16 protein-coding genes are annotated in these 26,178 nt (G+C 69.9%); 10 read left to right on the top strand and 6 right to left on the bottom strand.

Translation table 11 applies throughout. The annotated features are described in order from the left end of the window. Window positions 1–4: 4 nt before the first annotated feature. Window positions 5–757 carry a DUF427 domain-containing protein gene (locus EV192_RS35555; protein ID WP_132122968.1) on the top strand — a complete coding sequence of 251 codons (753 nt, stop codon included), beginning with the start codon at window positions 5–7 and terminating at the stop codon, window positions 755–757. On the opposite strand, the gene EV192_RS35550 is transcribed toward EV192_RS35555, so the two are convergent. Continuing rightward, window positions 754–4,368, bottom strand: a complete 3,615-nt coding sequence (locus tag EV192_RS35550) for a hypothetical protein (RefSeq protein ID WP_132122967.1) — start codon at window positions 4,366–4,368, stop codon at window positions 754–756. The genes EV192_RS35555 and EV192_RS35550 overlap by 4 nt on opposite strands. A gap of 49 nt (window positions 4,369–4,417) precedes the next feature. After that, the gene (locus EV192_RS35545; RefSeq protein WP_132122966.1) at window positions 4,418–5,623 is read right to left on the bottom strand and encodes an alpha/beta hydrolase family protein; all 1,206 of its coding nucleotides are present in this window, start codon (window positions 5,621–5,623) and stop codon (window positions 4,418–4,420) included. Between the two features lie 88 nt (window positions 5,624–5,711). On the opposite strand from EV192_RS35545, the gene EV192_RS35540 reads away from it, so the two are divergent. After that, window positions 5,712–6,299, top strand: a complete 588-nt coding sequence (locus EV192_RS35540; protein ID WP_132122965.1) for a TetR/AcrR family transcriptional regulator — start codon at window positions 5,712–5,714, stop codon at window positions 6,297–6,299. A 32-nt stretch (window positions 6,300–6,331) separates the two neighbouring features. Next, on the top strand, window positions 6,332–7,555 hold the full coding sequence (locus tag EV192_RS35535) for a styrene monooxygenase/indole monooxygenase family protein (RefSeq protein ID WP_132122964.1): 1,224 nt from the start codon (window positions 6,332–6,334) through the stop codon (window positions 7,553–7,555). A 20-nt stretch (window positions 7,556–7,575) separates the two neighbouring features. On the opposite strand, the gene EV192_RS35530 is transcribed toward EV192_RS35535, so the two are convergent. Together EV192_RS35530 and EV192_RS56980 are read right to left on the bottom strand one after the other, a co-directional pair. Next, a complete protein-coding gene (locus EV192_RS35530) occupies window positions 7,576–8,361 on the bottom strand; it encodes a Pvc16 family protein (protein WP_132122963.1) in 786 nt (261 codons plus the stop codon). Continuing rightward, window positions 8,342–10,300 (bottom strand): ATP-binding protein, encoded by a 1,959-nt coding sequence (locus tag EV192_RS56980; RefSeq protein ID WP_279494848.1) that lies wholly within the window; start codon window positions 10,298–10,300, stop codon window positions 8,342–8,344. Before EV192_RS56980 ends, EV192_RS35530 begins: the two co-directional genes overlap by 20 nt. Window positions 10,301–10,432: 132 nt before the next feature. Here EV192_RS56980 and EV192_RS56975 point away from each other — a divergent pair, with 132 nt between their 5' ends. The 3 genes from EV192_RS56975 to EV192_RS35510 are packed head-to-tail and all read left to right on the top strand — an operon-like array spanning window position 10,433 to window position 15,927. Continuing rightward, window positions 10,433–12,097 (top strand): NlpC/P60 family protein, encoded by a 1,665-nt coding sequence (locus tag EV192_RS56975; protein ID WP_132122962.1) that lies wholly within the window; start codon window positions 10,433–10,435, stop codon window positions 12,095–12,097. Window positions 12,098–12,100: 3 nt separating this feature from the next. Then, the gene (locus EV192_RS35515; protein WP_132122961.1) at window positions 12,101–13,942 is read left to right on the top strand and encodes a dynamin family protein; all 1,842 of its coding nucleotides are present in this window, start codon (window positions 12,101–12,103) and stop codon (window positions 13,940–13,942) included. Continuing rightward, window positions 13,939–15,927 (top strand): GTPase, encoded by a 1,989-nt coding sequence (locus EV192_RS35510; protein ID WP_132122960.1) that lies wholly within the window; start codon window positions 13,939–13,941, stop codon window positions 15,925–15,927. Before EV192_RS35515 ends, EV192_RS35510 begins: the two co-directional genes overlap by 4 nt. A gap of 1 nt (window position 15,928) precedes the next feature. Here the strand turns inward: EV192_RS35510 and EV192_RS35505 are convergent, their stop codons facing one another. Beyond that, the gene (locus tag EV192_RS35505) at window positions 15,929–16,585 is read right to left on the bottom strand and encodes a maleylpyruvate isomerase N-terminal domain-containing protein (protein ID WP_132122959.1); all 657 of its coding nucleotides are present in this window, start codon (window positions 16,583–16,585) and stop codon (window positions 15,929–15,931) included. Window positions 16,586–16,625: 40 nt separating this feature from the next. After that, window positions 16,626–19,238, bottom strand: a complete 2,613-nt coding sequence (locus EV192_RS35500) for an Hsp70 family protein (RefSeq protein WP_165960787.1) — start codon at window positions 19,236–19,238, stop codon at window positions 16,626–16,628. Window positions 19,239–19,409: 171 nt separating this feature from the next. Here EV192_RS35500 and EV192_RS35495 point away from each other — a divergent pair, with 171 nt between their 5' ends. The 4 genes from EV192_RS35495 to EV192_RS35480 are packed head-to-tail and all read left to right on the top strand — an operon-like array spanning window position 19,410 to window position 26,142. Beyond that, window positions 19,410–20,390, top strand: a complete 981-nt coding sequence (locus EV192_RS35495; protein ID WP_132122957.1) for an AAA family ATPase — start codon at window positions 19,410–19,412, stop codon at window positions 20,388–20,390. Between the two features lies 1 nt (window position 20,391). Then, window positions 20,392–21,537, top strand: a complete 1,146-nt coding sequence (locus tag EV192_RS35490; protein WP_132122956.1) for a DUF58 domain-containing protein — start codon at window positions 20,392–20,394, stop codon at window positions 21,535–21,537. Further along, window positions 21,534–23,957: a transglutaminase TgpA family protein gene (locus EV192_RS35485; RefSeq protein ID WP_132122955.1), complete on the top strand. Its 2,424-nt coding sequence runs from the start codon at window positions 21,534–21,536 to the stop codon at window positions 23,955–23,957. The genes EV192_RS35490 and EV192_RS35485 overlap by 4 nt, the downstream gene beginning before the upstream one ends. A gap of 25 nt (window positions 23,958–23,982) precedes the next feature. Beyond that, window positions 23,983–26,142 carry a YncE family protein gene (locus EV192_RS35480; protein ID WP_132122954.1) on the top strand — a complete coding sequence of 720 codons (2,160 nt, stop codon included), beginning with the start codon at window positions 23,983–23,985 and terminating at the stop codon, window positions 26,140–26,142. Window positions 26,143–26,178 lie beyond the last annotated feature (36 nt).

Genomic DNA, 26,178 nt, shown 5'->3' with positions numbered 1-26,178 from the left:
GGTCATGAGCGCAACCACTCGTGGCCGGGTCCGGCTGGAACAAAGCGCCAAGCGCGTCCGCGTGTACCTCGGCGGTGTGCTGGTGGCCGACACGATCAATCCCACTTTGGTGTGGGAGGTCCCCTACTACCCCACGTACTACATCCCGTGCGCGGACATCAAGGTCGAGCTGACCGAGACCGGTACCACCGACCACTCCCCCAGCCGCGGCGACGCCACCCTTTACACTGTAAAGGCCGGGGGCAAGGAGGCGGTCGGGGCGGCGCGGTCGTACCTGACCTCGCCGATCGAGGAGCTGCGGGAGCTGGTCCGGTTCGACTCCGCCGCGATGGACTCGTGGTTCGAGGAGGACGAGGAGATCTACGTCCACCCCCGCGACCCGTACACGCGGGTGGACGTGTTGGCCAGTTCGCGACACATCCGGGTGGAGATCGACGGCACGACCGTGGCGGAGTCGACGAACGCGCGGCTGCTGTTCGAGACCGGCCTGCCGACCCGCTACTACCTGCCGAAGACCGCCGTGCGGATGGACCTGCTCGAACCGAGCGACACCCAGACACACTGCCCGTACAAGGGCTCGGCGTCGTACCACTCGGCGCGGATCGGCGACAAGCTGCACGAGGACATCGCCTGGTACTACGACACGCCGTTGCCGGAGAGCCAGAAGGTCACCGGGCTGATCGCGTTCTACGACGAGAAGGTCGACACGTACGTGGACGGCGTCCTGCAGGAGCGACCCAAGACGGTATTCGCCTAGAGTTGGTCGGCGCCGTCCGGTACCGGAAGCAGGTTCGCGCGGCGCCGCATCTCTTGGCGTAGCTCCTCTTTGCGCTTCTCCGTGGTGGCCGGGTTGCGGAGTTCCTCGTACAGGGCGTGGGTCTCGTCCGCGAGGGCCAGACTGTCCGTGGTGTGGAACTGCACCTCGAACAGCAGGCCGTCCTTGGTCCGGAACTTCATGTTGATACCCCGGTAGCCGCCGAACTTCTCCGGCTCCGCCCAGGCGTTCCCCTCTTTGACGTACGTGTATCCGGCGGCTTCCAGCTCGGCGCGGACCGCCGCGCAGACACGCATGTAGTCGAGGGTGTCGGCGACCACGGTGTAGCGCAGGACGTCGTCGATCTTGGCCGTCACTTTGTCCAGGACGACGTCCGTCGGCGGGCCTTTCACGGTCGCCCGGTCGTAGATCTTGCTGGTCAGGGACATCTCGTCCTTGATCTCGGTGTCCAGTCGGGCCAGCTTCGCGCCATGCGCGGCGACCGCGTCGCCCAGTGTCGCGCGGACGTCCGGGGCGACCGCCTCGGCGGCTTCGATCATGCGTTTCGCGCGTTCCCTGGCCGCGTTCATCGCCGGGGACGTGTCCTCCGCGGCGATGAACCCGCGGCCTTCCCGGTACGAGTCGACGTTCGATTCGTGCAGCTGGAGCTGGCTCTGGATGGCCTCAAGCTGGAGGCGGACCGACGCCGGGTCGCCGTCGTCCTGGCCGGTGAGCCGGTCGTTGAGCGCTTCCACCCCACGCAGCTGGGCGAGCAGGTCGACTTCGATACCGCGGAGTTTCTGGACCTCCAGCCGGGCCTCGAAGCCTTCGGTGCCGTACGACGGATGGCCGGTGATCAGGTCCCGGATCTCGCTCAGCAACTGCCGTAGGCGCCCGACGACGCCTTCGAACCTGCGCAGCTGCCGTACGGTTTCCAGGTGCTGGCGGATGTGCGCGGGTTCGACGGCCGGACCGATCTCGACGCGCACTTTGCTGTCGTCGCCGTAGCGTACGTGCACGGTCGTGCCGGTGAGTGTCGCGTTCTCGACCAGGTCGGTGTCCCCGCCGAGGGCGTTGCGCAGCGCGGTCAGGTCGGCTTCGCTACGGCCGCGTCCGTGGGTGAACAGGCCGGTGTCCACTGCCGTGGTGGGCAGCACGCCGTCCACGAGGTCCACACTGGACCGTTGCAGCAGCCCGTCGTGGAATGCCTTGAGGTTCTTCAGTTCCGCGTTGCTCTGTCCAGTCGACTCCAGGGCGGCGATCTGCGACTCCACGTCCCGCAGCAGGTTCTCCCGGGTCGCCGGGTCGTTCATCAGCGGACGGACCGCGTCGGCGAGGTCGAGCGCGGTGGTCGGCTTCGCGGTCGTGATCGCGGTCAACCCGGCCGTGACCGGCGACGCGACCACAGTGGTGAGCAACTGCTCCGCGTCCTGGGCGATGTTGACGGTCATGTAACCCCAGGCGCGTGCCTTCGAGAGACTGTCGGCCGTGGCCGCGTTACGGCAGAAGGCGGCGATCGACACCAGCGCGGCGACGTCGTTGATGCCCTGGGTGCCGAGATATCCCTTGTACGCCTGGGAAGCGGCCATGCCGAGCGGCCCGAGGCCACCCAACGTCAACGTGATCGCCGAGATCTTCACCGCCTCACCGATGACGGCGGCCAACGCGCTCGGCTCCAGCAAGGCCGAGAGCTGGTTGCCGACAGCGTGTTCGGTGTCGCCGATCGCGAAGACCGCCGCCACGCGGTACTCCATGCTCTGCCGTTCGGCGAAGAACGCCTCCAGGTACGTACGCAGGTCCCGGCCGAGTTGTTCGGTCAACGCCTCGCCGTCGGTGGGTCCGCTGCCGGCCGAGAGTTGACCGCGCAGAACCGTGATCTCGTCGGGCACTTCGGTGGTCTGTTCGCCGTCCAGATACCGCTCGGTGCTGGTCGCGGTCGCGCCCTCGACTCCCGCGGTCCGCATCGCCCTGGAGCCGATCGGACTTCCGTCGACCGTTGGGATGTGCGGTTTCGCGAGGGTCTCGGCTTGTTGATGGGCCGCGAGCAGGTACTGCGCGACTTCCGGCGGAACGACCTTGTGCTCGCGCGCGACAAGGTTCTCCTGGGAGTACACGTCGACGAGATAGCTCCACCCCTCGGACGCGTTCGTGGCCCGCAGGCCGACGATCGGGACCGCCGAAGGGCGTACCAGATCTGGCACCGCAGCCAGCGCGGTCGCCGTTGTCGCGGTCTCCAGTTGCCTGCGTTGCTGGAACTCCTTCCGGGACACGACCTCGTCCGTGCTCTTTCCCGGGTATAACTCGCCGTAGTCGTACTCCGGGGCGCTGGCGGTGCCGGTCGTCGCCGCTCTTCGCCGGGAGCCGTCGATCTGGTCGCCGAACTGGTTCGTCTCGCCGGTCAGCGACCCGCTCATCATGTCCACGGCCATGTTCATCAGGAACGCCCGTGCGACACCGCCTTCGGCCTTGAGGACGCCGCCGCCGACATCGGCTCCGGCGACCCGGTACGGCTCCCCCATCAGGTCGAGGGCGAGTTTGACGACCGGATCCTGTTTCTCCTGCGCACCGCTGGTCAAGCTGAACCACCGCTTGTGCACGGCCGCGAACTCGGCCAGCTCATAGGTGGGATGGTCGGGCACCACCCGGTCGTGCAGGTGCGCCACGTCCGCGCGCTGATCGCTGATTCGCGCGCTCAACTGTTCGGCGAACTTGAGTTCGGCCGCGTCCGTGATCTCGGGCAATGCCACCTCCGGCTCGACGACCGCCGTGGCGTCCTCGTTGTCCGTGACCTGGTGTTGGGTGAGCAAAGCCAGCTGGTCACCGAGCTGTGCGGTGGTGTCGTCCTCGGTCTGGGCGATGGTCCGGATCCGGGCGATGTCGCTCGCGCGCTGCTCCACCTCGGTCTCCAGTGGAGCGGTCTGGTCGTCCTCCTCCTGCAAGGATTTGTTCAGTAACAGTGCTTTCCGTGCGGACACACCGATCTCCGCGCCGAGCTGCGCCCGGGTGTCCCCCTCGGCGGTCGCGAACCGGCGGCGTTGGTCGATCAGCTCGTCGATCGTCCCGGTCAGTTCCAGGCGCAGCAAGGCGTTGGCGTCCTCGATCGCGCCGGCCGCTTGGGCCATGTCGTTGTCGAGTTCGGAGAAGTCCGCCGTGGCAACGGTCTCGGCCGCGTCCGTGGCGAGCGTCCGAATCACGTGCCGGAGCCCGGCGGAAACCGTTACGCCATCGAGGCCCGTGACGTTCCGGTGCAGGCCGTCCAGAGTCAGCAACACTGCCGGGATGTCGTAGGACTCGTCGTCGACTGTCGTTTCCGTAACGGCGATCCGCCGGGCTGTCGCCGCCGCTTCGGTGTCTGTCGCGGAGATCGCGCCGACCAGGTGGGCCGCGAAGTCGTACTCGACGATCTTCGACGCGTCGATCAGGACCTGTTCGATCGCCGGCCGGAGCCGGTCCGGCTCACCCAGGAGCCGGGTGACCGCGTTGTTGCCCGCGTTGCGTTGTAGCCAAAGAAGAGCCGCCGAGCCGTGCGGAAGGAAACTCTCCGTGGCCGACGTGCTGGTGTCGGTGACCGGCTCGGCCTGGGGAGCCGGTACGCGCTTTCCGTCCCGAACCACGGCGCGCCCCTCTCGCAGTGCTGCACGCTTATCGGGGCGACCGGATCTGTTATGACGGGATTGAGAAGTTTTCGTCCAGCCAGTCGAACACGCGTTGGTGCGTCAGGAGCATCGCGCCCATGTGGCAGTGCTCGCCCGCGCCTTCCGCCTCGGTGCCGACGACCAGCTCCTTCGGACAGGTCAACGCCTCGTACACGCGGGCGGCCTCGCCGCGGAAGAAGATGTCGTTCTCGGCGTCCAGAACCAGGGTCGGACAGGCGATCTGCTGGGCGATGCCGGCCAGCGTGTACGGCTTCGTCTTGCGGATGTAGTCGGCCGAGGACGAAGCGCCGAACGTCCAGACACCGTTACGCAACGCCCAGCGAACCGTGGTGTTGAACGACGTCAACAGGCCGGCCACGGCGAGCGCCTCCTCGTCCCGGCCGTCCTCGATCCACCGGGCCACGAACTCGGGCATCGCCCGGACGTTGGTGCCGTGGTAGTCGAACAGGCCGTCGTTGAGGATCAGCGCGGCGATCCGGTGTTCGAACGCGGCGGCACGGGCGACGAGCAAGCCGCCGAGGCTGTAGCCGTAGAGCGCGATCCGGTCTTCGTCCACCTCCGGCAGGCGCACCGCGTAGTCCACGACCGGGGTGATGACAGCCTCCCAGTCGGGCCGGAACGGCAGGCCCTGCTCGCGGATCACCGCGCCCTGGCCGGGGCCGTCGAAGGCGAGCACGTTGTAGCCGCGATCCAGGGCGCCAGCGGCGAGAGCGACGTAGGACTCTTCCAGGGTCGAGTCGAATCCGCTGTTGAACAGGACCGTGGGACGGGGCGCGCCGGAGTCGTCCACCAGGTACAGGTAGCCCGGCAGCGTGGTGTCCTGGTAGGGAATCGCGACCGGACGCACCGGCGTGTCGAGCAGGTTCATCGCTTGCGCGAAGGTGTCACGCGACAGGTGGTACAGCTCCCGCGCCCGTGGGTCGTGGGCTGGGTCGTCGCGCAGGTAGAACTCGGCGGTGCGGTAGTAGTTCGAGGCGCGCAGGAACGCCTCACGCGCGCTGACTGTGCGTCCCTTCGCCAGGCAGTTCTCACCGATGGTCCGGACCCGGTCCGCCGTGGCGCTCCACTCGCGCTGCCAGCTCGCCTCGTCGCCGTCGGTGATCCGGCCCGCGGTGGCCACCACCTCGCCCAGCTCGGCGCCGCGGTAGCAGGCGAAACCCGCCGCACGCAGCGTCTCGAACGAGAAGGACTCGTCGTCGAACAGGAACTTCATGATCTCTCCCACGTCGATACGGTTGCGTTTCGACGTTAGAACAGTTCACGTCGAAACGCAACCGTATCGACGCTGTTACGATGGCCACATGCCCAAACGCGTCCCCGCCGGCGCCGCGGTCCTGCAGCCACAGGTCACCGAGGCGATCACGATGGCGGCGTTCACCGAACTCGCCGAGGTCGGCTATGGGAAGCTGACCATGGAAGGCGTGGCCCGCCGGGCCGGCGTCAGCAAGCCGACGCTGTACCGGCGCTGGTCCACCAAGGAGCAGATGGTCCTCGCCATCGTGAACGAGGTCGCGATCGGCGCCGCCGACCTGCCCGACACCGGCACCCTCCACAGCGACCTGCGCGCCTACCTGAAGGCGACCGCCGAGGGCGTCACGCATCCGCTCGCGGCGCGCATCATCCCCGACCTGCTGGCCCAGGCCATGCGCATCCCCGCGTTGGCCGACGCGTTGCAGAACGGAATCGGGCGCGGTCGCCGCGCCAAGGCGGCCGAGATCCTGGGGCGGGCCATCGACCGCGGCGAACTCCCCGCCGACCTGGACATCGAACTCGCCCTCGACCTGGCCATCGCCCCGCTGTTCTGGCGGCTGTTGCTGGGCGGCGACCCGGCCGCGCCCGACTACCTGGACAAGGTGACCGACATGCTGGTCACCGCGTTCGGCGGCTGACACCCGACCGCCCTGGTGGCTATTTTCAGGCGATGACGCGCCGAATCGTTGTCGTTGGAGCAGGTCAGGCCGGCATGCTGCTGGCGTTGGGGTTACAGCGACACGGGTACGAGATGACCGTCATCGCCGAGCGCACCGCCGAGGAGTTGCGGACCGGGCGCGTGATCTCCAACCAGTGCATCTTCGAGCGTGCCCTGCAGCACGAACGGTCCCAGGGCCTCAACTTCTGGGACGAGAAAGCGCCGCCGGTCAACGGAATCGCCTTCGGCGCGGGCCAGCCCGGGGTGCCCGAACCGGTGATCCGCTGGGAGTCCCCGCTGGAGCAGCCCGCGCAGTCGGTGGACCAGCGGCTGAAGATGTCCGACTGGCTCACCGAGTTCGCCCGGCGCGGTGGCGAGATCCGGCACGACCGGGTGGAACCCGACGGCCTCGCGGCGTTGGCTCGTGAGTTCGACCTGGTGCTGGTGGCGGCCGGGCGTGGCCCGCAGTTCGGGCGGCTGTTCGCGCGGCGGCCGGAGTTGTCGCCGTTCACCGGGCCGCAACGGGCGATCGCGTTGATGTACCTGACACCCAACCAGCCCGAGTTCTACCAGGGCGTCACGTTCGCCCTGGCGCCCGACGGCGAATGGTTCTCACTGCCGGTGCTGAGCGTGACCGGGCCTGTGTACGGTGTATACTTCTCCGGTTACCTCGGCGGCCCGCTCGACTGCTGGGACGACATCCGCGACGTCGAGCACTTCTTCGAGGTCGCCACCAAGGCCGTCGACCGGCACTTCCCATGGCTGGCCCCGATCCTGCGGAACACCGCCCCCAACGGCCCGCTGGACTATCTCAAGGGCAAGGTCACGCCGGTCGTCCGCGACCCGGTCGGCACCCTGGACTTCGGCGCGAAGGTACTCGCGATGGGCGACACGGCCGTGACCAACGACCCCATCGCCGGCCAGGGCGCCAACATGGCCGCCCACTGCGCCGCCGCCTACCAGCAAACCATCCTGGACCAGGGCGACCGGCCGTTCGACGAGGAGTTCATGCGCCGCGCGTTCGACCGTTTCTGGCAGACGGCGAAACACGCGGTCCGGTTCTCCAACGACCTGCTCTCGCCACCGCCGCCACACGTGCTGGCGACGTTCCAGGCCGCACAGGAGAACCCCGTTGTAGCCCACCGGTTCGCGGCGTTGTTCAACGACAACTCCGACTACACGGCGTGGCTGACCGACGAGAAGGTCGCCATGGCGTACCTGGCCTCCCTCGCATAACCTCGCCGTGTCGCGCGTCGTCAACGCTTGCGCTTGGGCGGGGCCTTCAGTTCGATCGGCCCGGTGTCGGTGACCTGGCCCCGGTCGGTGCCGTTGACCGAGACCTTGTCGCCCACCTCGGCGGCTACCAGGAACTTTCCTTCTTCGTCCACTTCGGTGGCGCCGTGTGCGGTGGCGATGAGGGTGCCTGGTTGCTGGTCGGTTTGGCCGGCGACGAAGAGGCGCTCCTCCCTGGGGCCGTCGTCGCCCGCGGAGGTGACGATGGTGTAGCGGTGGACCGGTGGGCCGGCTGGCACAAGGAGTGCGCTGTCCACTGTGGCCGTTACGGTGACGTCGAGGCCCGGTTTGAGTTGGCCGCCGAGGGCGGACCAGAAGTCGGAGTTCTCCCGGCCGTCGCCGGCGGCGATCTCGATGCTGGGCACCGGTTTCACGGTCCGGTACGGGCCTTGCAGGTACTCCACCTGGATCTCGTCGTGTTGCAGCAGGGCCGTCAAGGTGGCGCCCAGCAGGGAGTGTTCGTCGCGGATGTCCGAGGTCCACGCCGTCACCAGGTAACGGCAGTCCACTCGGGGCAGTGGGGCGCGGCGGTGTGGGCGGCCGTTGTCGTCGTGGATGGTCTCCATGCCGAGCTCACGCTCGGAGGCGTTCCGGCGCACGTCCCACAGGTACATGTTGATGGTCGGCCGGGACACCCGGGCCGACCAGTCCTTGTCCGGCGCTTCGAACGAGATGTCGATCTCGCGTTTGGGCAGCGGCACCACCGCGCGGAGGAACTCCTCCAGCGACTCATCCAGCAGGTTCAGCATCGCCGTCCCCGTTCACCAGGTCGAAGTAGCGGTCGAACTCGGACTCGGTGCGCAGCCGCCCGAGCTTCTGGAACTCTCGTTTCAGGGCCAGCGCCACCCGTTCCATGGTGACCGGGCCGTCCTGTTCCGCGGCGAGGAAGCCGGCGCCGAGCGCGGCGTTGCGGATGATGCCGCCGGTGATCCGGAACTGCCGGGCCAGGAAATCGTAGTCCAGTTCGGCGACGGGCGCGCCGGACGGGAAGGCCTGCCGCCAGATCTGCTTGCGCTGCGGCTCGTCCGGGGCCTCGAAGTCGATCGCGACCGAGATCCGGCGCAGGAACGCGTCGTCGATGTTGCGTTGCAGGTTGGTGGCCATCACCACGAGCCCGTCGTACGACTCCAGGCGTTGCAACAGGTACGCGACCTCGATGTTGGCGTACCGGTCGTGCGCGTCGCTCACCTCGGACCGCTTGCCGAACAACGAGTCCGCCTCGTCGAAGAACAACACCAGGTCGCCGGCGGCGGCCGCGCCGAAGATCCGCTCCAGGTTCTTCTCGGTCTCGCCGATGTACTTGCTGACCACCGACGACAAGTCTACTTTGTACACATCGAGGCCGAGTTCACCCGCGACGATCTCGGCGGCGAGCGTCTTGCCCGTGCCGGACGGACCGGAGAACAACGCCACCACACCGGTCGACGGCAGCGGCGAGTACCCCCACTCTCTGTACACAGTGGACCGACGGCGGTAGCGCGCGATCAGCTCGCGCAGCTGCGCCGTCTGATCCGACGGCAGCACCAGGTCGGACATGGTGCGCCTGGGCCGGATCCGGACCGACAGCCCGTCCAGGTGGCCGCCCGCGAGCCGGCGCACACCGGCCGAGACCTGCTCGGGGTCACCCGCGGACGCCGCCGTGACCAGCCGCAACTGGTCACGGGACAACGGAAACGACGGATCCGGCGCGATCCCCAGCGCCTGCGCCCAGTCCGCGGACTCGGCCAGCCCGGAGTCCAGCCGGATCTCCCGCCACGGCCGGCGCGGCAGGCTGTCCAGCGCCAGCTCCCGCGGTGAGCTGAGCACCCAGCTCAAATGGGTCGTCCGGTCGATCCGGTCGGCCGCCTTGCGGTCCGGCGGCGCCTCCAGTTCCAGCACCACCGCGCGGTCGCCGACCCCGGCCTCCCGGACTACCGACGCCCACTCGGCGGCCGACGTGGGCAACGGGCAGACGAGCAAAGCCTTGCCGGGCCAGCGATCGCGGACCGCGGTGAGCCTGCTGTCCGCGTCCGCGCCGGTGACCAGCAGCATCTGCGGCTCGACCGCGCCGGTGCCGACCGGCTCCAGCCGGCGCGTCCCGGCGGGCAGCGCGGAGTCGGCCGAGTCGTCGTCGGCCATCGCCCACGTGACCCGCATCGCCGGCCAGCACATTCTGGTGGCCCACGGGCCTTCGGTGCCCAGTTCGACGAGTTCGGCCCGCAGCAGCGGCGCGTCCGGCGAGACGCTCCGGCCCGAACCCAGCATCCGGGTCAGGCTCGCCACGGTCAGCCGGGGCAGCTGCACGTTGTCCTGGAAGTACGACACCAGCCGCATCCGGTGCGGGGACCGTTCGACCGCGACCATCAGCGCCAGGGCCTGCGCGTCCACCTCGTCCAGGCGCGCGTGGCGGACCAGCCGGTCGAACACCGTGCCGCCCTGGTCGAGCGATTCGGCGAACAGCTTGCGGGCCAGCGCGAGCTCGGGTTCCAGTTGCCGCAGCAGGGCATCCACCCGCTCGGCGGCCGGGCCGGACGCGCCGGGCAGCTCGGCCAGGATCCGGTCGACCTCCTCGTGTCCGATGTAGAGCCCGGCGAAGTCGTGCGGCAGCAGGCCCTCACCGAGCCGGCACACCAACGCCTCGCGTTGCAGCAGCGTGTCGGCCATGACCTGCCATGGCGGCGCGGAACGCAGCCGGCCCTCGTCGCGCACGTCACCCCCAACACGCCAGAGACAATTCAGGGCCGAAGTTAACACCAGTGGGCCACAACCAGCGCAAACCATGCCCTTTTGGGCACACGAAATGCCTCCCGCCGGTCGCGGGAGTCAAACATAATGGCGGGCATGGCGCGATATACAGCCGAGCAGATCTACGCGTTCGCGCGCGAAGCCGGGTTCTCCCCCGACCGCGCCGCGACGATGACGGCTGTCGCCATGGCCGAGTCCGGCGGGACCAGCACCTCGCACAACCCGGTCGGGGAGAACAGCAAGGGCCTGTGGCAGATCAACCAGGCCGCCCACCCCGGGTTCGCGAGCATGGACCTGTTCGACCCTGTGCAGAACGCCAAGGCCGCGTTCCAGGTCTCGCACGGCGGTGACGACATCTCGCCGTGGACCACCACCCACGGCGGCGGCTCCGCCCGGTACGTGCGGTTCAAGGCGCAGGCCCAAGCGGCCGCGCAGGCGTACGGCGACGGCCCGAACCGCGGCATGTGGAGCGGCACGTCCGGTTACGGCGACCACGAGAGCGCGGGCAACGAGGCCGGCGCCGGCCAAGGTGTGCATCAGACGAGCAGCTCACCGGGCACCACGAGCAGCGGCAGCAGCTTCAGCTCTGCCGGCAGCGACAACGTCAACGTCAGCGCCCCACAGGCCACAGGCGCCGCCCAGCCCGGCGCGGACGGCCTCTACCACACCGGCACCGGCCTCGACTCCAGCGTGCCCCTCAGCGACGCGCCCGTAGCCCCCGGCGGCGTGCAGGGGTTCGCGGCGACCGGGGCGAACACGCAGCCGGGCGCGGATGGCCTGTACCACACCGGCACCGGCCTGGACTCCAGCGTCCCGCTCAGCGACGGCCCGGCGCCGCTGCCCGCCGCCACCGGCACAGGCACGACGGGCGCGGACCAGTCGCAGGGCCAGACGATGATCCAGGGCCACGGCGACGCCACCAAGCTGCAGACGTTCCTGGACAAGGCCGTCGCCCAGTCCGGCGACCGGTACATCTTCGGCGCCGAGGTGAACCTGAACGACCCGAACCCGAGCACGTTCGACTGCTCCGAACTGGTCGAATGGGCGTCCCACCAGGCCGGCGTCACCATGCCGGACGGCGCGCTGAACCAGTACCGGCACCTCAACGCCGAGCACGCCACGATGTCGGTCGAGCAGGCCATCCACACCCCGGGCGCGTTGTTGTTCAGCTTCGACGCCGACCCGCTCACCGGCAAGCCGACGCACTGCCACGTGGCGATCAGCCTGGGCAACGGCAAGACCATCGAGGCCAAGGGCACCCAGTACGGCGTCGGCTCGTGGGAGGCGAACACCAAGCGCTTCCAGTACGCCGGGTACATGCCGGAGATGATGTCCGGGCAGGGCAACGCGCCGTTCGTGCCCACACCGCCTCCGCCGCAGCCGCCTCCGCAGGACCATTTCGACGCGCGGGTGCAGAACGACCCGTCGCACATGGACCACAACCCGACGACCGTGGACACCAGCCACCAGATGACGCAGGCGGCACCTCCGCCGCCGCCTCCCCCACCACCGCCGCCGCCTCCTCCGGCGCCCCAGCCGGACCCGCATCCGGCCGACTCGAACCCGCCGCCGCAAGCCGGGCCCCCGGCCGACGACCACAGTGGTGATCACGCGGGCGACCATCCGGTGGACGTGCATCCGGTCGACGCCGGGTTGGCGCACGCGATGACGTGGACCGCGCCGCAGGACGACCCCAACCTGCACCCGGGGCCGGATCCGAACTTCCACGATCCCGGTCACGACGCGGTGACGGGGCACTGAGACATGACGACACCGACCCCGCGCAGCGCGGCCGAAAAGGCCGAGATGCTGCGACTGCTGGACACGTCGATCGCGGAGACCCGCTCGGCCGGCCGGCCCGACCTGGCCGAGAAGCTGATCAAGTGCCGGCGCCAGCTGACCACCGGCGCCTGGCACGTGCTGGTCGCCGGCGAGTTCAAGAAAGGCAAGAGCGCACTGGTCAACGGCCTGCTCGGGGTGCCGTTGTGCGGGGTGGACGCGGTGGCGTTCACGGCCGTGCCGACGATGGTCAAACACGGCCCGAACGCGGCCGCCGCGCTGATCCCGGACTCGGATGAGAACACCGAGGTGCTGCCGCCGCCGATCAAGGCGGACGTGAAGAAGGTCGCCGAGTACGGTCGGACCGGACTGGCCGACGACGGCACCCGGCTGCGCGCGATCGAGGCGACCCTGCCGCGGGAACTGCTGGCGGACGGCCTGATCCTGGTGGACACTCCCGGGCTCGGCGGCGGGTTCGCGGCGGCCGCGGCGGCGGCCACGATGCGCGCGCTCGCGTTGGCGGACGGCGTGATCGTGGTGACGGACGCGTCCCAGGAGCTGACCGCGGCCGAGGTGGACTTCGTCAAACACGCGGCGGACGTGTGCCCCAACATCATCTGCGTGATGACCAAGACCGACTTCTACCCGCAGTGGAAGAAGATCCTGGACATCAACAAGGGGCACCTGGCCGAGGCGGGCATCGAGGCGGAGATCATCGCGGTGTCGGCCGTCCTGCGGGAACACGCGCTGGACACCGGCGACCACGCGTTGAACGCCGAGTCCGGCTTCCCGGTCCTGGTGGAACGGCTGGGGTCGCGGCTGTTGGCCGAGCACGCGGCCAAGTCCGTGCTGGCGGCGTCCGGGATCGTGCGCAACTCGCTGCGTCAGGTCGCGGAGACACTGTCGACCGAGCACGCCGCGTTGACCAAGCCCGAGGAACGCCAGGCGACCATGCGCAAGGTCCAGGCGAACGAGCAGCGCGCGCAGGCCATGTCGTCGTCGCGGTGGCTGAACACGATCAACGACCGGTACGCCGACATCCAGGCGAAGCTGGACGCGGACCTCACGGAAGTGGTGCGGCGGCTGGACGGCGAGGCGGTCCGGCGGATCAAGGAAGGCGACCCGACCAAGGAGTGGTCGGAGATCGTTCCGTGGCTGTACAAGCGGACGAACGAGGAGATGACCGACGCGAACGCCCGGCTGATCGGCCAGATCGACATGCTCGCCGGTGAGGTGGCGGAGTTGTTCGACAGCACGGCCGAGGACGTCGACGCGGCGTCCGGCGTGGATCTCGTGCCGGCGCAGGACCTGAAGCTGGAGGCGTTGGGCAGCAAGAAGGGCAGCAAGCTGGAAGTGGGCATGAACGCGGCCCGCGGCTGGTCGCTGTCCAGCTCGGTGGTGACGACTTTGCTTGTCACCACACTGAATCCGGGTATTTTCATCGCGTTGCCGATCACCGCGGTGCTGGGATCGGTGTTCGCGTGGCGGGCCGTGCGCAGCTACAAGTCGACCAAAGTGGACGCGGCCCGCAACGAGGCGCAACGCGCGGCCACCATCTACCTCACCCAGGCCCGCGCGGACGCCCAGCGGGCGTCGTACGACCTGATCCGGCACAGTCGCGGCCGGATCAGGGACTACTACCTGGACCAGGCGGCCGAGATGGTGTCGGCGGCCAAGCACGAACAGGCCGCGGCCGCGCGTGCCGTGCAGGCCGAGGGCCAGGCCGCCGCCACCCGAGGCGCGGCGGCCAAGGCCGAACTGGACCGGGTGTCGGCGTTGCTCGCCGAAGCCGACCGCGTCGCTGACACCACCCGGAGGGTCCGGTGACCGTTCCCCTTGCCAATCGGGTCCGCGCCCTGCTGGGTGAGGCGGCCAACGCGTACCAGGGCCGGGCCGGTGGCCGGGTCCTGTCCGACGTCAACCACCACCTCGACGGGCCGCTGCGGGTGGCGTTGGCCGGCCGGGTGAAGGCCGGCAAGTCCACGTTGCTGAACGCGTTGGTGGGCACCAGGATCGCGGCGACCGACGCGGGCGAGTGCACCCGGATCGTCACGTGGTACGCCCGCGGTCCGGAGCCGCGCGCGACCGCGTTCCCGCACGGCTCCCGGCCGGTCGGGCTGGCCGTCGACAACGACGGCACCCGGTGGACCATGGACCTCGGCGGGCTGGACGTGGAGGCGATGGACCGGATCGAGGTCGCCCTGCCCAGCGACTGGCTGGGGCAGATGACCCTGGTCGACACCCCGGGCATGGGGTCGCTGACCGAGTCGGCCGGCCGCCGGACCCAGGACTTCCTCGGCGAGACCGGAAGCGTCGACGCGGTCCTGTACCTGATGCGGCACCTGCACTCCACGGACATCGACTTCCTGGACGCGTTCCACGACACGGACACAGCGGAAAGCACGCCGGTGAACGCCGTCGGCGTGCTGTCGCGGGCCGACGAGGTCGGCGGCGGCGAGGGTGACCCGTTGGCGGAGGCCGGGAAGGTCGCCGCCGGATACCGCGCGGACTCCCGGATCCGCAGCCTGGTGCACACCGTTCTGCCGATGGCCGGCCTGCTCGCCGAGACCGCGGCGGCCATGGGCGAGGCGGAGTTCAACGACCTGGCGGAGATCGCGAAGGCGGACGAGTCGGCGGTGGCGCCGTTCCTGTTGTCCGCCGGCCGGTTCGTGTCGCCGTCGCGGACAATCCGGGTGCCGCCGGCCAACCGTCAGCGACTGCTGGGCCTGCTCGGCATGTACGGTATCCGGCTGAGCCTGGAGACGCTTCGCTCTGGGACTTCCGACCGCAACCAGCTGTGCGCGGTGCTGCGTGAACGCAGCGGCCTCACCGAACTGCGAAGACTGTTGCTGACCCAGTTCGCCCAACGCAGGGACGTACTGAAAGCCGACGGCGCACTCCGCGCGATCGAATCGGTCACCAGAACCGACCCGATCCCGGCCGCCCCCCGCCTGCGGCAGGCAGTGGAACGCCTGCGAGCCGGCGCACACGAGCTGACCGAGCTGAAACTGCTGACCGAACTGCGAATGGGCTCGGTGCAGGCCCCACCGGACCAACTCGCGGTGATGGAACGCCTGGTCGGCGGCCAAGGCGCGGCCCTGGCCGACCGCCTGAACCTGCGCCCGGACACTCCACTTGAGACAGTGCAGGCGGCGATCACGGGAATGCACGGCCACTGGCGCCGGGTAGCCCAGAACCCCCTGATCGACCCGAGCGTGACCCGAGCGGCACAGGTGCTGCAACGGACATGTGAAGGCCTGGCCGCCGCGCTCCGCACAGCACCGGGCGGCCCGCCACCCCAGGGACGAGGTCCGCAAGGCTTCCCCGGCCAACAAGGCCCCCAGGGCGCGCAGCCTCCGCAAGGACCGGGCCCTCAGGGCCAAGGACCTGGACAGCAATCGGGGCCACGGGGTCTGCAAGGCCCCGGCCCGCAGGGACCTGGGCCGCAAGGCCCCCAGGGACCTGGACAGCAGTCAGGCCCACGAGGCCCGCAAGGACCCGGACAACAGGGCCACCAGGGACCGCAAGGCCCGCAGGGACCTGGGCAACAGGGGTCGCAAGGCCCTGGCCCGCAGGGGCCTGGGCAGCCCGGCTCCCACGGGCCCCAGGGACCGCAGCCGCAGGGGCCGCGAGGCCCCCAGCAGGGTCAGCCGCAGCAGGGTCAGCCACACCCGGGCCAGCAGCGGCCTGGCCCTCCTCCCCCGCAGCCGGTGCCGCTGACCCACAACATGCAGAACCCGGGCGTCCCCTCGCCGGACGACAAGACGACCACTATCTCGCGACCGACGCCGCCCGATCCGCACTCCCGCTAGATCACCCGACCACGAACGGGAGTTTCCCTGCCAGGTCGCCGAGTTCGGCCTTTTCCTCGTCCGTTGGGGCGCGTCGGCCGGTGCCGACCAGCAGGGCGTCCTTGTCGGACATCGAGGTGGGGAAGGGTGTCCCGGCGATCTTTTCGAGCATCTCGCGGGTTCGGGCGAGGCCTTCCGGCGGCGGGGAGGCTTTGTCGGGGAGGTGGGCGATCAGGTCGAGGTGGTGCAGGGTCCATTCCAGGACGTACGCGCCGCGGTAGTCGCCCGCGGTGAGGACGAAGTCGCGGGTGCTGACGTTGCGGTTGGGGTCGGCGAGGGTGGCGGCGCGGCCGGCGGCGGCGCCGACGTCGTCGAGGTGGAACTTCAGCAGGCCTGGGTCCTGGTAGGCGGCGGCCAGCCGGACGATCAGCGCGTCGAGTGGGTCGTCGCCGGTTGGGGGTGTGTCGGCCACTTCCCAGTAGGTCACCGCGTCCCGGGTCGGTTCCGAGTCGGTGGGGGTCACCAGGGTGATCAGGACGTCCTGGGCGTCGATGACCAGGTGGCACACCAGGTCCCGGACGAGCCAGCCGGCGCAGCCGGACGGCTGGGCGAAGTCCTCGTCCGTGAGTTCGGCGACCGCCGCGCGCAACGCGGCCCATGACTGTGCGAAAAGATCCACAATCGCAAGCTAGCAGCGCCCGGCCCGCCCCGCGAAGGATTTACTTGTGCTGGCCCACGGTCAGTGTCCAGATCGCCGCGTCGTTGCCGGTGCCGGACCGGGGCTGACCGAGGCCGACGACCACAATGGACGATCCGGCTGGGTACATTCCGTACAGCAGCAAGGGTTTCGGCGACCCATCATCCGCGGTGACGTCCCAACGTTCCCAGTTCTGGTCGGCTTTCTGGGTCCAGCAGCTCAGCGGCGGTGGGTTGCCGGAGCCGACCGTGCCGCACATCAGCAGTCTGCCGTCGGCCTGCTTCACGATGCCCTGCGGGCTGGGCGCGCCCTCCTGGGGCACGTACGGGGACGAGTCCCACTTGGCGCCATCGGTGGAGGTCCAGATCGCCGGGCCGAGCTTGGCGCCGTTGAGGACGGTGCCGAGGGCGACGAACGAGTTGTCGGAGCGGATCAGGCGCACGATGTCCTGCGGGCCGGAGCCGGACAGGCCGGTGGTCTGGACCGGTGTCCAGGTCTTGCCGTCGGCGGACGTGTAGGCCGTGGCGTCGCCGTCCGTCTTGTCCTGCCGGTCGTCGCGGGCCAGCGCGAGGAGCTTGTTGTCGGCGGTGACGGTGACCGCGGACAGTTGCTTGATCGCGGACTGCGGCCGGAAGTCACCGTCCGGGTGTTCCAGGTTCCAGGTCCGGCCGTCGCCGGACGTCCAGACCGCGGCTCTGGTCGTGTTGCCCACGCCGGTCCAGCCGACACCGACCACTGTGGACCCGAGGGTGGTGACGTCCAGGATCTTGCCCTGCCCGTCCTTGTCCACGGGCGACGAGACGAAGTCGCCGCCCTCCGCCGCGACCCACGCGCGCGGCTGCAGGTCGACCGAGAACCCGACCGCCACGGCGGACCCGTTCGGCAGCCCGGTGACCGCGGTCATCTGGTCGCCGCCGTCGGGCACCTTGACGAGCTGGCCGTGCAACGAGATCGTGCCGACCGACGGCCCGCCCGGGTTCGCGACCGGGCTGCTCGCGCTGCCTTTGGAGGCGGATCCGCTGTCGTTCGAGGACGACTTCTGCAGCACGAAGATCAGCACCGCCACCACGGCAACGATGATGACCACGACGAGCAGCGCGATCAGCCTGCCCTTGCCACCGCCGGACGGTTTGCCTTCAGTGGTACGGAACTGGGTGAAGTTGTCGCCGCCGCCCGGCCGCGGCGGCGGGGTCATGGTGACCGGCTCGGACGGCGTGATCTGGGCCAGCACCGACCGGACGTCGGTGATCCCGGTGAGCCCGGACCGGGCCAGGTCGACCTGCAGGCTCACCGCGGGCTCGGGTTCCCGCGGCGGCTGGCCCGGCGGTGGCAGTGGGATCCCGGCCTGGCTCTGCTGGCCGGGCATCGGCCGCTGCTGGCCCGGCATCGGCATCCCGGCCTGGCTGCGCTGCCCCACCTGCGGCGGCGGGTACTGCGGCTGGTAGCCGGGCTGCGGCGGGCGGTTGGTCGGGTACGGCCGGGACTGGGTCTGCCGGTTCGGGATCCCGCCCGGCGGGGTCATCGGCCGCACCGGACCGGGTGGCGTCATCGTGGCCGACGACCGGGCGCCGGTCATCCGGGGCGCGGCGGCGATCGCGGCGCCCAGGCTGACGGTGTACTTCGGGTGCGCGTCCACCGCGACCCGGATGCCCAGCTCGGCCGACAACAGCTGGCGCACCAGCGGGATCCGGCTGGACCCGCCGACCAGCAGCACGCCGTGGAGTTTCGACGGGTCGACGCCGGCCCGCTGCACGACCTGGCCGAACACGCCGACCGTGCCGAGCACGCGCTGGCGGATCAGGTCCTCGAACTCGGCGCGGGTGATCAGCACCTGCCGGCTCACCCCCGGCAGCACGACCGGGACCACCGCCTCGACGTCCGCGGACAGCGCCTCCTTGGCCTCCACGACGGACGCGAACACCTGGGCCATCGCGCTGGCGGTCAGCTGGTCGGACATGTCGAGCTGGCCGACGTCCACCCCGGCGGCCGTGCCGACGTGCCGGAACAGCGCGTGGTCGAAGTCGATGCCGCCGATCGAGTCGTCGCCGCCGGCCTCTCCGTAGATCTCGACGCCGGTCGCGGTCTTGCGGACCACGCTGGCGTCGAACGTGCCGCCGCCGAAGTCGTAGATGCCGATCAGCGACCCCGGCTCGATCCGTTCCTGGGAGGCGTACCAGGTGGCCGCCGCGACCGGTTCGGGCAGCAGCCCGACCTCGTGCAGGCCGCCCTGCACGGCGGCCTGGGTCAGCAGGTTCTTCCGGTAGTCGCCCCACGCCGCCGGGTGGGTCAGCACGACGTGCCGCGGCGGGCCGCCCTGTGACTCGGAGACGCGCTCGATCACGAACTTCAGGACCTCGCCGGTCAACTGGTGGGCGGCCATCCCGCGGCCGCCGATCAGGATCGGGATGTCGTCACCCATCCGCCGCTTGAACTCGCGGGCCTGGCGGTCCGGGTCGATGATCCCCCGCCGGGCAGCGGCCTCGCCCACGAGCATGCTGCCGTCCTCACGCAGGAAGAGCACGGACGGCACGGCGTTGGCGCGGTTACCGAGCGGAACGGTCTGCACTCGGCCTTCGCGCCACAACGCCGCCGCGGTGTAGGTCGTCCCGATGTCGACACCCAGCGGATAGGTCACCTGGCAAACAGTAGTGGCCGCGGGATAACGTCCGGGGTGGATCCCCTCAACCCGGTGACGTTCGGCAGTCGGGGCCGCCCGGAACGCTGCCCCAAGGGGCAGGCCCGAGCGAGCCAACCGGTTTAGCCTTCGCAGTGGAAAACGTTGCCATGAATCGACAGCGGGGGCGGCATGACCTACGGCACGCAGTTGGCCGAGCGCGTCGGATGGGTCCAGCGTAGGTGCAACGACCTGGTCCGGAACGTGGAGCATTTCATCCACGGCAAGACCAATGTCATCTGGAACGCCATGGTCGGCCTGCTGGCCGAGGGCCACCTGCTGATCGAGGACGTGCCGGGGGTGGCCAAGACGTCGTTGGCCAAGGCCATCGCGCACTCCATCGGCGGGGAGATGCGGCGCATCCAGTTCACCCCCGACCTGCTGCCGTCCGACGTGGTCGGGGTGCAGATCTACGACAACCACAAGGGCGAGTTCCAGTTCAAGGAAGGCCCGGTCTTCGCCAACATCGTGCTCGGCGACGAGATCAACCGGGCGTCGCCGAAGACCCAGTCGGCGCTGCTGGAGGCGATGGGCGAACGCCAGGTCACGGTGGACGGTGTCACGTACGCGCTGCCCCGGCCGAACTTCGTGATCGCCACCCAGAACCCGGTCGACCAGCAGGGCACGTACACGTTGCCGGAGGCCCAGCTGGACCGGTTCATGATGCTGCTGCGGATCGGCTACCCGTCGCCCGAGCACGAGGTGCGGATCGTCGGCGACGCCATCGCCCGCCGCCTGCCCGAGCAGTTGCAGCCGGTCTGCACGATCGAGGACATGCAGCAGATGATCGAGGTCGTCCGCGGGGTGTACGTGGCGCCCGCGCTGCAGGCGTTCATCGTCACGATCACCAACGCGACGCGGACCATCCCGCAGCTCAAGCTGGGCGCGAGCCCACGGGCCAGCAACGCGTTGGCCACCGCGTCGCAGGCCAGGGCCGCGGTGGACGGGCGCGCGTTCGTCACCGCGGACGACATCAAGCAGATGGCCAAGCCGGTGTTGGCGCACCGGCTGGTGCTCACCCCTGAGGCGGCGGTGCAGGAGTTCAAGCCCGAGGGGATCGTGGACCGCATCCTCGCCGCCGTGCCGGTGCCGCAGGCCCCCGTCGGAGCCTGACATGCCCACGAAGTCCGGTGTGGCGATGGCCGTTTCGGCCATCTTGCTGCTGGCCCTCGGCTGGCTCGCGGACTATCCGGAGCTGGTGGCGCTGGGGTTCGCCGCGTTGGCCACGCTGCTGGTCGCGGCCGGGTGGATGACGTTGCGGCCCGACCTTTCCGCCATCCGGGAAGTTCGGCCGCAGCGCGTGTCCGAGGGCGAGAAGGCGATGGGCGTGCTGACGCTGACCAACGAGTCCAAGCGCCGCAGCCCGCCGATCATGGCGTCCGAGCAGATGGCGACCCGGCAGGTCCAGGTGCCGATCCCGAGCCTGGCCGGCAACGGCACCCACACCACCACCTACTACCTGCCGACCAACCGGCGGGGCATCTTCCAGGTCGGCCCGATGAGCATCGGGCACACGGACCCGTTGCGGCTGATGCGGGTCGGCCGGGTGTTCTCCGCGTTCTCCACTTTGTACGTCCATCCGCGACTGCTCAATGTGGAGCCGGTGCCGACCGGCCAGACCAGGGACATGGACGGCCCGACGTCCAGCTACTCGCCGCAGGGCGGGGTGGCGTTCCACAGCCTGCGGGAGTACGTCGTCGGTGACGACTGGCGGCTGATCCACTGGAAGTCGACCGCGCGCACCGGCCGGATGATGGTGCGCCACAACGTGGTGCCGAACCAGCCGCGGCTGATGGTGGTGCTGGACACGAACTCGCTGGGGTACTCGGAGGAGTCGTTCGAGGCCGCGGTCAGCGCGGCGGCGTCGCTCACGATCGCGGCCATCCGCGGTGGTTTCCCGCTGGAGCTGCGGACGACCGGCGGTGGGGTGGCGGCCAGCGACCGGGCCGCCGAGGGCGCGGTGAGCGCGTTGGACCTGCTGGCGTCGGCCACGGCCACCCGGGACGACCCGGGCCTGGCGGCGTTGCCGGGCATGGTGTCCATGGACGACAGCGTGGCGCTCGGCGTGGTCACCGGTCAGCCTGACCCGCGGATGCTGTCCGTGCTGCCCACGATCCGCCGGCACTTCCTGATGGTCAGCCTGGTGCAGTTCGCGAGCCGGTACGCGGCCCCGCCGACCCCGCTCAACGGCGTGGTGTCGTTGACGGTCCGCAGCGCCGAGGAGTTCGCGAACGCCTGGAACAAGCTGGTCCGCACGTGAGGCCCGGGACTCCCCCGCCGCCGCCCGGAAACGTGGCGATCCGGCAGCAGTCCGCGCCCGCCGGGCCGGCCAGCGCGGGCGGGAACGTCAACCGGACGATCGGCCAGACACAGCAGGCGTTGCAGCGCAACCCGAACCCGCCCAAGGTGAAGAAACGCAGCTCGCAGCACCTCCCGCAGACCGCCCGCAAGGTCAAGGTCGGGCTGGTGCTGTACACGCAGCTTGTCATCGCCGGTGTCACGGCCGCTACGGCGAGCCTGGCGTACCTGCGTTACTTCAGCGGCCTGGGGTTCCTGATCTCGACGCTCACCGCGGCCGCCGTCGGCGCGTTCGTGGGTGCGCTCGCCGGCGCGCGGCGTTGGTCGACGTGGGTTACGGTCGGTGTGGCCGTCTTGGGCTACGCGCTGGTCGCCATCTTCGCGGTGTACCGGGGCACGCTCAGCCATGGCATTCCCACCTGGACCACGCTGAAGTCAGTCGGCACCGGGTTGGTGAACGGCTGGAACCGGATGCTCAGCGTCAGCCTGCCGGCCGACCCGGCCGGCGAGCTGGAGATGACCCCGGCGCTGGTCACGTGGACCGTGGCGGTGGTGTCGACGATCCTGATCCTGCGGACGAAGTCGCTGCTCGCGCCGATTCTCCCGCTGGTCGTGGCGTTCGTGGTGGCGCAGCCGTTCACCGCGGCCCGGCCAGTGGGCGGCATGGTCCTGGTCGGCGTGCTGCTCGCCGAGGTGCTGTTCCTGACGCTGGTGCGGGCCGGCGCGGTCGACCCGCTGGCCCGCCAGGTCGCCAGCAAGGCCACGCTCGGCCGGTTCCTGTTCGGTATCCCGGTGGTGCTGGTGGCGGTCGCGGCCGGGCTGGCCGGGATGCGGTTCGTGCCGCTCGCCGACGGCGACAGCCGGTTCGACCTGCGGAACGCCGTTCCGCAGAAGCTGGACGTGCACGACACGATCTCGCCGCTGTCCACGTTGAAGGCGCAGCTGAAGAAACCGGACGGGAACCTGTTCAAGGTCAAGCTCAGCGGGGACACCGCGGGCGTCGACCGGGTCCGGCTGGCCGCGTTGGACTCCTACGACGGCGCGACCTGGAGCTCCGACGACAGCTTCCTGCTCGCCGGCCGCACCCTGCCGCCGGACGAGTCGCTCACGAATCCCCGCCAGGTCACCCTGGACGTCACCATGAACGGCCTGGGCGGCCAGTACCTGCCCGAGGTGGGGTCGCCGGTGTCGGTGACCGGCATCCCGCGGTTCGGGTTCAGCAAGGACTCCGGCGCGCTCGCCACCGACGAGGAGACCCTGCCGAGCCTGACCTACCAGCTGGTGGCCGACGTCGGCCGGCCGGCCGGGCTGGACAAGAGCGTGCCGTACGTGTCGCCGGCGACCAGCGCGGACACCCAGCTGCCGACCGACCCGCCGATCCCGCCGGAGATCAAGGCCAAGGGCGACCAGCTGGCCGGCAACGTGGCCGAGCCGTACGCGAAGCTGCAGGCGATCCAGAAGTTCACCCAGTCGTTCCCGTACAACCTGGAGACCCGGCCGGGGCATTCGTACAACGCGCTGAGCCGGCTGTTCGGGGCGAACCTGAGTGAACAGGTCGGCTACGCCGAGCAGTTCGCCGCCGCGTTCGTGGTGCTCGCCCGGTCGCAGGGTTTCCCGGCCCGGGTCGCGGTCGGCTACATGCTCAACAACGACCACAAGGACGGCGACGCGTACCAGGTCAAGACGGGTGACGCGCACGCGTGGGCCGAGGTGAACCTGAAGGGCTACGGCTGGGTCACGTTCGAGCCGACCGACCCGAAGCGGCACACCGGCCAGGCGCCGAAGAAGCCGGACACCGAGACGCAGGCGGACAACACCCGGCCGGAGCAGAACTCCACCGCGTCCCAGCCGGCCGAGGACCCCAACCTGCCCGCGCTGGCCGGCGGCAAGCTGACCGTGCTCGACTGGGCCCTGTTCGTCCTCATCGGACTCGGCGGGTTGGTGGTGCTCACCCCGATCGCGGTCGCCGGTGAGAAGTTCCGGCGACGAAGGCTGCGTCGGTCCGGCAGCCGGGCGGCCCGGATCGTGGGCGCGTGGCAGCAGGCGACCGACCGGCTGCTCGAACACGGTGTGCCGGTGTCGGCCGCGCTGACCACGGCCGAGCTCACCGAGCAGGCCCAGGAACGGATCGGCAGCCAGGGCACGGGGGCGTTGGCCGTGCTGGCGCCCATCGTCACCTCGGCCATGTACAGCCCGGCCGAGCCCGCGGACACGGCGGTGCAGGAGGCGTGGCAGCTGGAGGCGCAGCTGCGCCGGGAGCTGCGCAAGGTCCGCAGTCCCTTTGTGACAGTCCGTGCCTGGATGGACCCGCGGCCGTTGTTCGCCCGGTGGGTCGACGAACGCCGGCGGCGACGTGACATGGACAGGCTGACGCGTGGCTGACACATAGGCGAGGAGCCGGATGCGGGTGAACTGGTCGCTCCACCGACGGTGGATTCTCGCCGGCGCGGCGGTGGCGGTCGTGGGCGCGATCGTCGCGTTCGGCGCCGACGACGGCAACCCCGCCACGGACATGAAGGTGCTGCCCGGCATGGCGTGGCTGACCTCCGCCAACGTCGGACAGCTCACGTTGCTGGACGGATCGACCGCTGAGGTGGTCGCCCAGATAGCGGTCGCCTCCGCCGGCAACGCCCTCGATGTCGTCCAGAGCGGTACGACCGCGTACGCCGTCGACCGGACGGCCGGCACTGTCCGCCGGATCGACGCCGCCACCTTCGAACCGACGCGGCCAGTGGCCCCGATCGCCAACGCCCAAGCCGGGCTGACCGCGTTCGCCGGCCCGCACGTGCTGTACGTGATGGACGGCCAGCGCGGGGTGTACGTCAACGCCGATCCCAAAACAGCGAGTCCATTGGGCGAACCGAACGCTCTCGCCGCACAACTGGACGACGGGACGGCCGGCCTGGACGACGTGGGCCGGCTGTGGCTGGTGGACAACGGGACCGGCGACCTCACCTCGGTCGACCACAGCCGGCGAACTACCACGCACGGTGTGGTCAGGCCCGGTCACAACACGCTCGCGATCGCCAACGGCTCGCCGGTGATCGTGAACGCGGCCGAGCACAAGGTGATCATGGTCGACCCGGACACCGGCGGGGTGGCCCGGGCCATCGACCTGGACCTGCGCTCCACCGACACGGTCCAGGTCAGTGGCTCTCCGCACGCGCCGCGGGCGTACGTGGTGGCGTCCCGCGGTGTGCTCAACGTCTGTGACCTCGACGCCGGGTCCTGTGATCGCACGATTCCGTTGGGCGCGGAGGGCCAACTGGGTGCCGCGGTGGAGGCGGCGAACCGGATCTTCGTCCCGGACTACTCGACCGGTCAGATCTGGATCGTGGACCTGACGACCGGCGCGGTGGTGGCCAAACCGGTGGTTCTCCGCCCGGCCGGCCGGTTTCAACTGCGCGCACAGGACGACATGGTGTTCTTCAACGATCCGAAGACCGAACGCGCCGGTGTCGTCCACTTCGACGGGAACATCGTGAACGCCGCGAAATACGATCCGACCAACCCGAGCAAGGGGCTGACCACTCCGCTGAACCACTCGAACGGTCCGGCTCCGGCGCCCGAACAGCAGAGCAGTGCGGTCCCGTCGACCTCGGCGCTTCCGCCCGGCCCACAGAACCCACAGACCTCACCGAACCCACAGGGCAGCCAGTCGCAGACATCCCGCGGCAGCACGACCCAGTCGTCGTTATCGAGCACCACGTCGAGCTCGAGCCAGGCGCCCGTGCCGAGCCTCGTCGTGTCGGCGAGCACCGCCGCCCCGGTCGCCGGTGACCAGGTGACCTTCAACGTGAAGGCGGCGGACAACTCGACGCTGACCAACGTGACCTGGACGTTCAACGGCAACGGCGGTGACGCTGGCAACGGGGCCGGCACGCCCATCAGCCATACGTGGGCGACCGACGGCGGTCCGTTCCTGATCACCGTGCACGCCACTGTCCCGGATGGACGGTCCACGGTCGGCTCCACACAGGTGACAGTCGCGAAGACACCGACGATCAACGTGACCCTGCAGGTGTCCGCCGGTGGGACGGTGTCCGGCGGCCCGTTCGGCAGCTGCGCGGGAACGTGCACGCAAGCTGTCGACCGTCGCCACGACATCACGCTCAAGGCGACCCCGGACAACGCCCACACGTTCGACAAGTTCAGCGTCGCCGAGTGCGGCCAACCCGGGGTGACCACCTGTGTGCTGCGCATGGCGAGCCATGCCGCCGACCTGACGATTCCGGTCACGTTCAAGGTGAAGCCACTGCCGACGACGACGCCACAGCCGACGACGCCGATGCCGACGCCGACAGGGACAGCGACAGGGACGACGCCGCCCGGAACGTCACCGCCCGGCCTGCGGATGCGCGGTGGCGCCATCGACGGCGCCGACGCCGCTGACCCGCGGCACGCGGCGCAGACCCAGGCGGCTCCCGGCACGTGCGACGGCGACACCAGCGAGACTTGCGAATCCCCGGCACACCGATGGGGCTTCGTCTGGATCCTGCTGGCGGCCGGGCTGGGTCTGCTGGCCGTCATCCGGCGGGGCAGGCGACGCAAGCTCACCCGCGGCTGACCGTCCTCGGCGACCCGTTCCGCCGACCCGTTCCGC

It is taken from the genome of Actinocrispum wychmicini (genome assembly GCF_004345645.1).
Taxonomy (GTDB): Bacteria; Actinomycetota; Actinomycetes; order Mycobacteriales; family Pseudonocardiaceae; genus Kibdelosporangium; species Kibdelosporangium wychmicini.
This window is presented reverse-complemented; position numbering and strand designations above follow the sequence as displayed.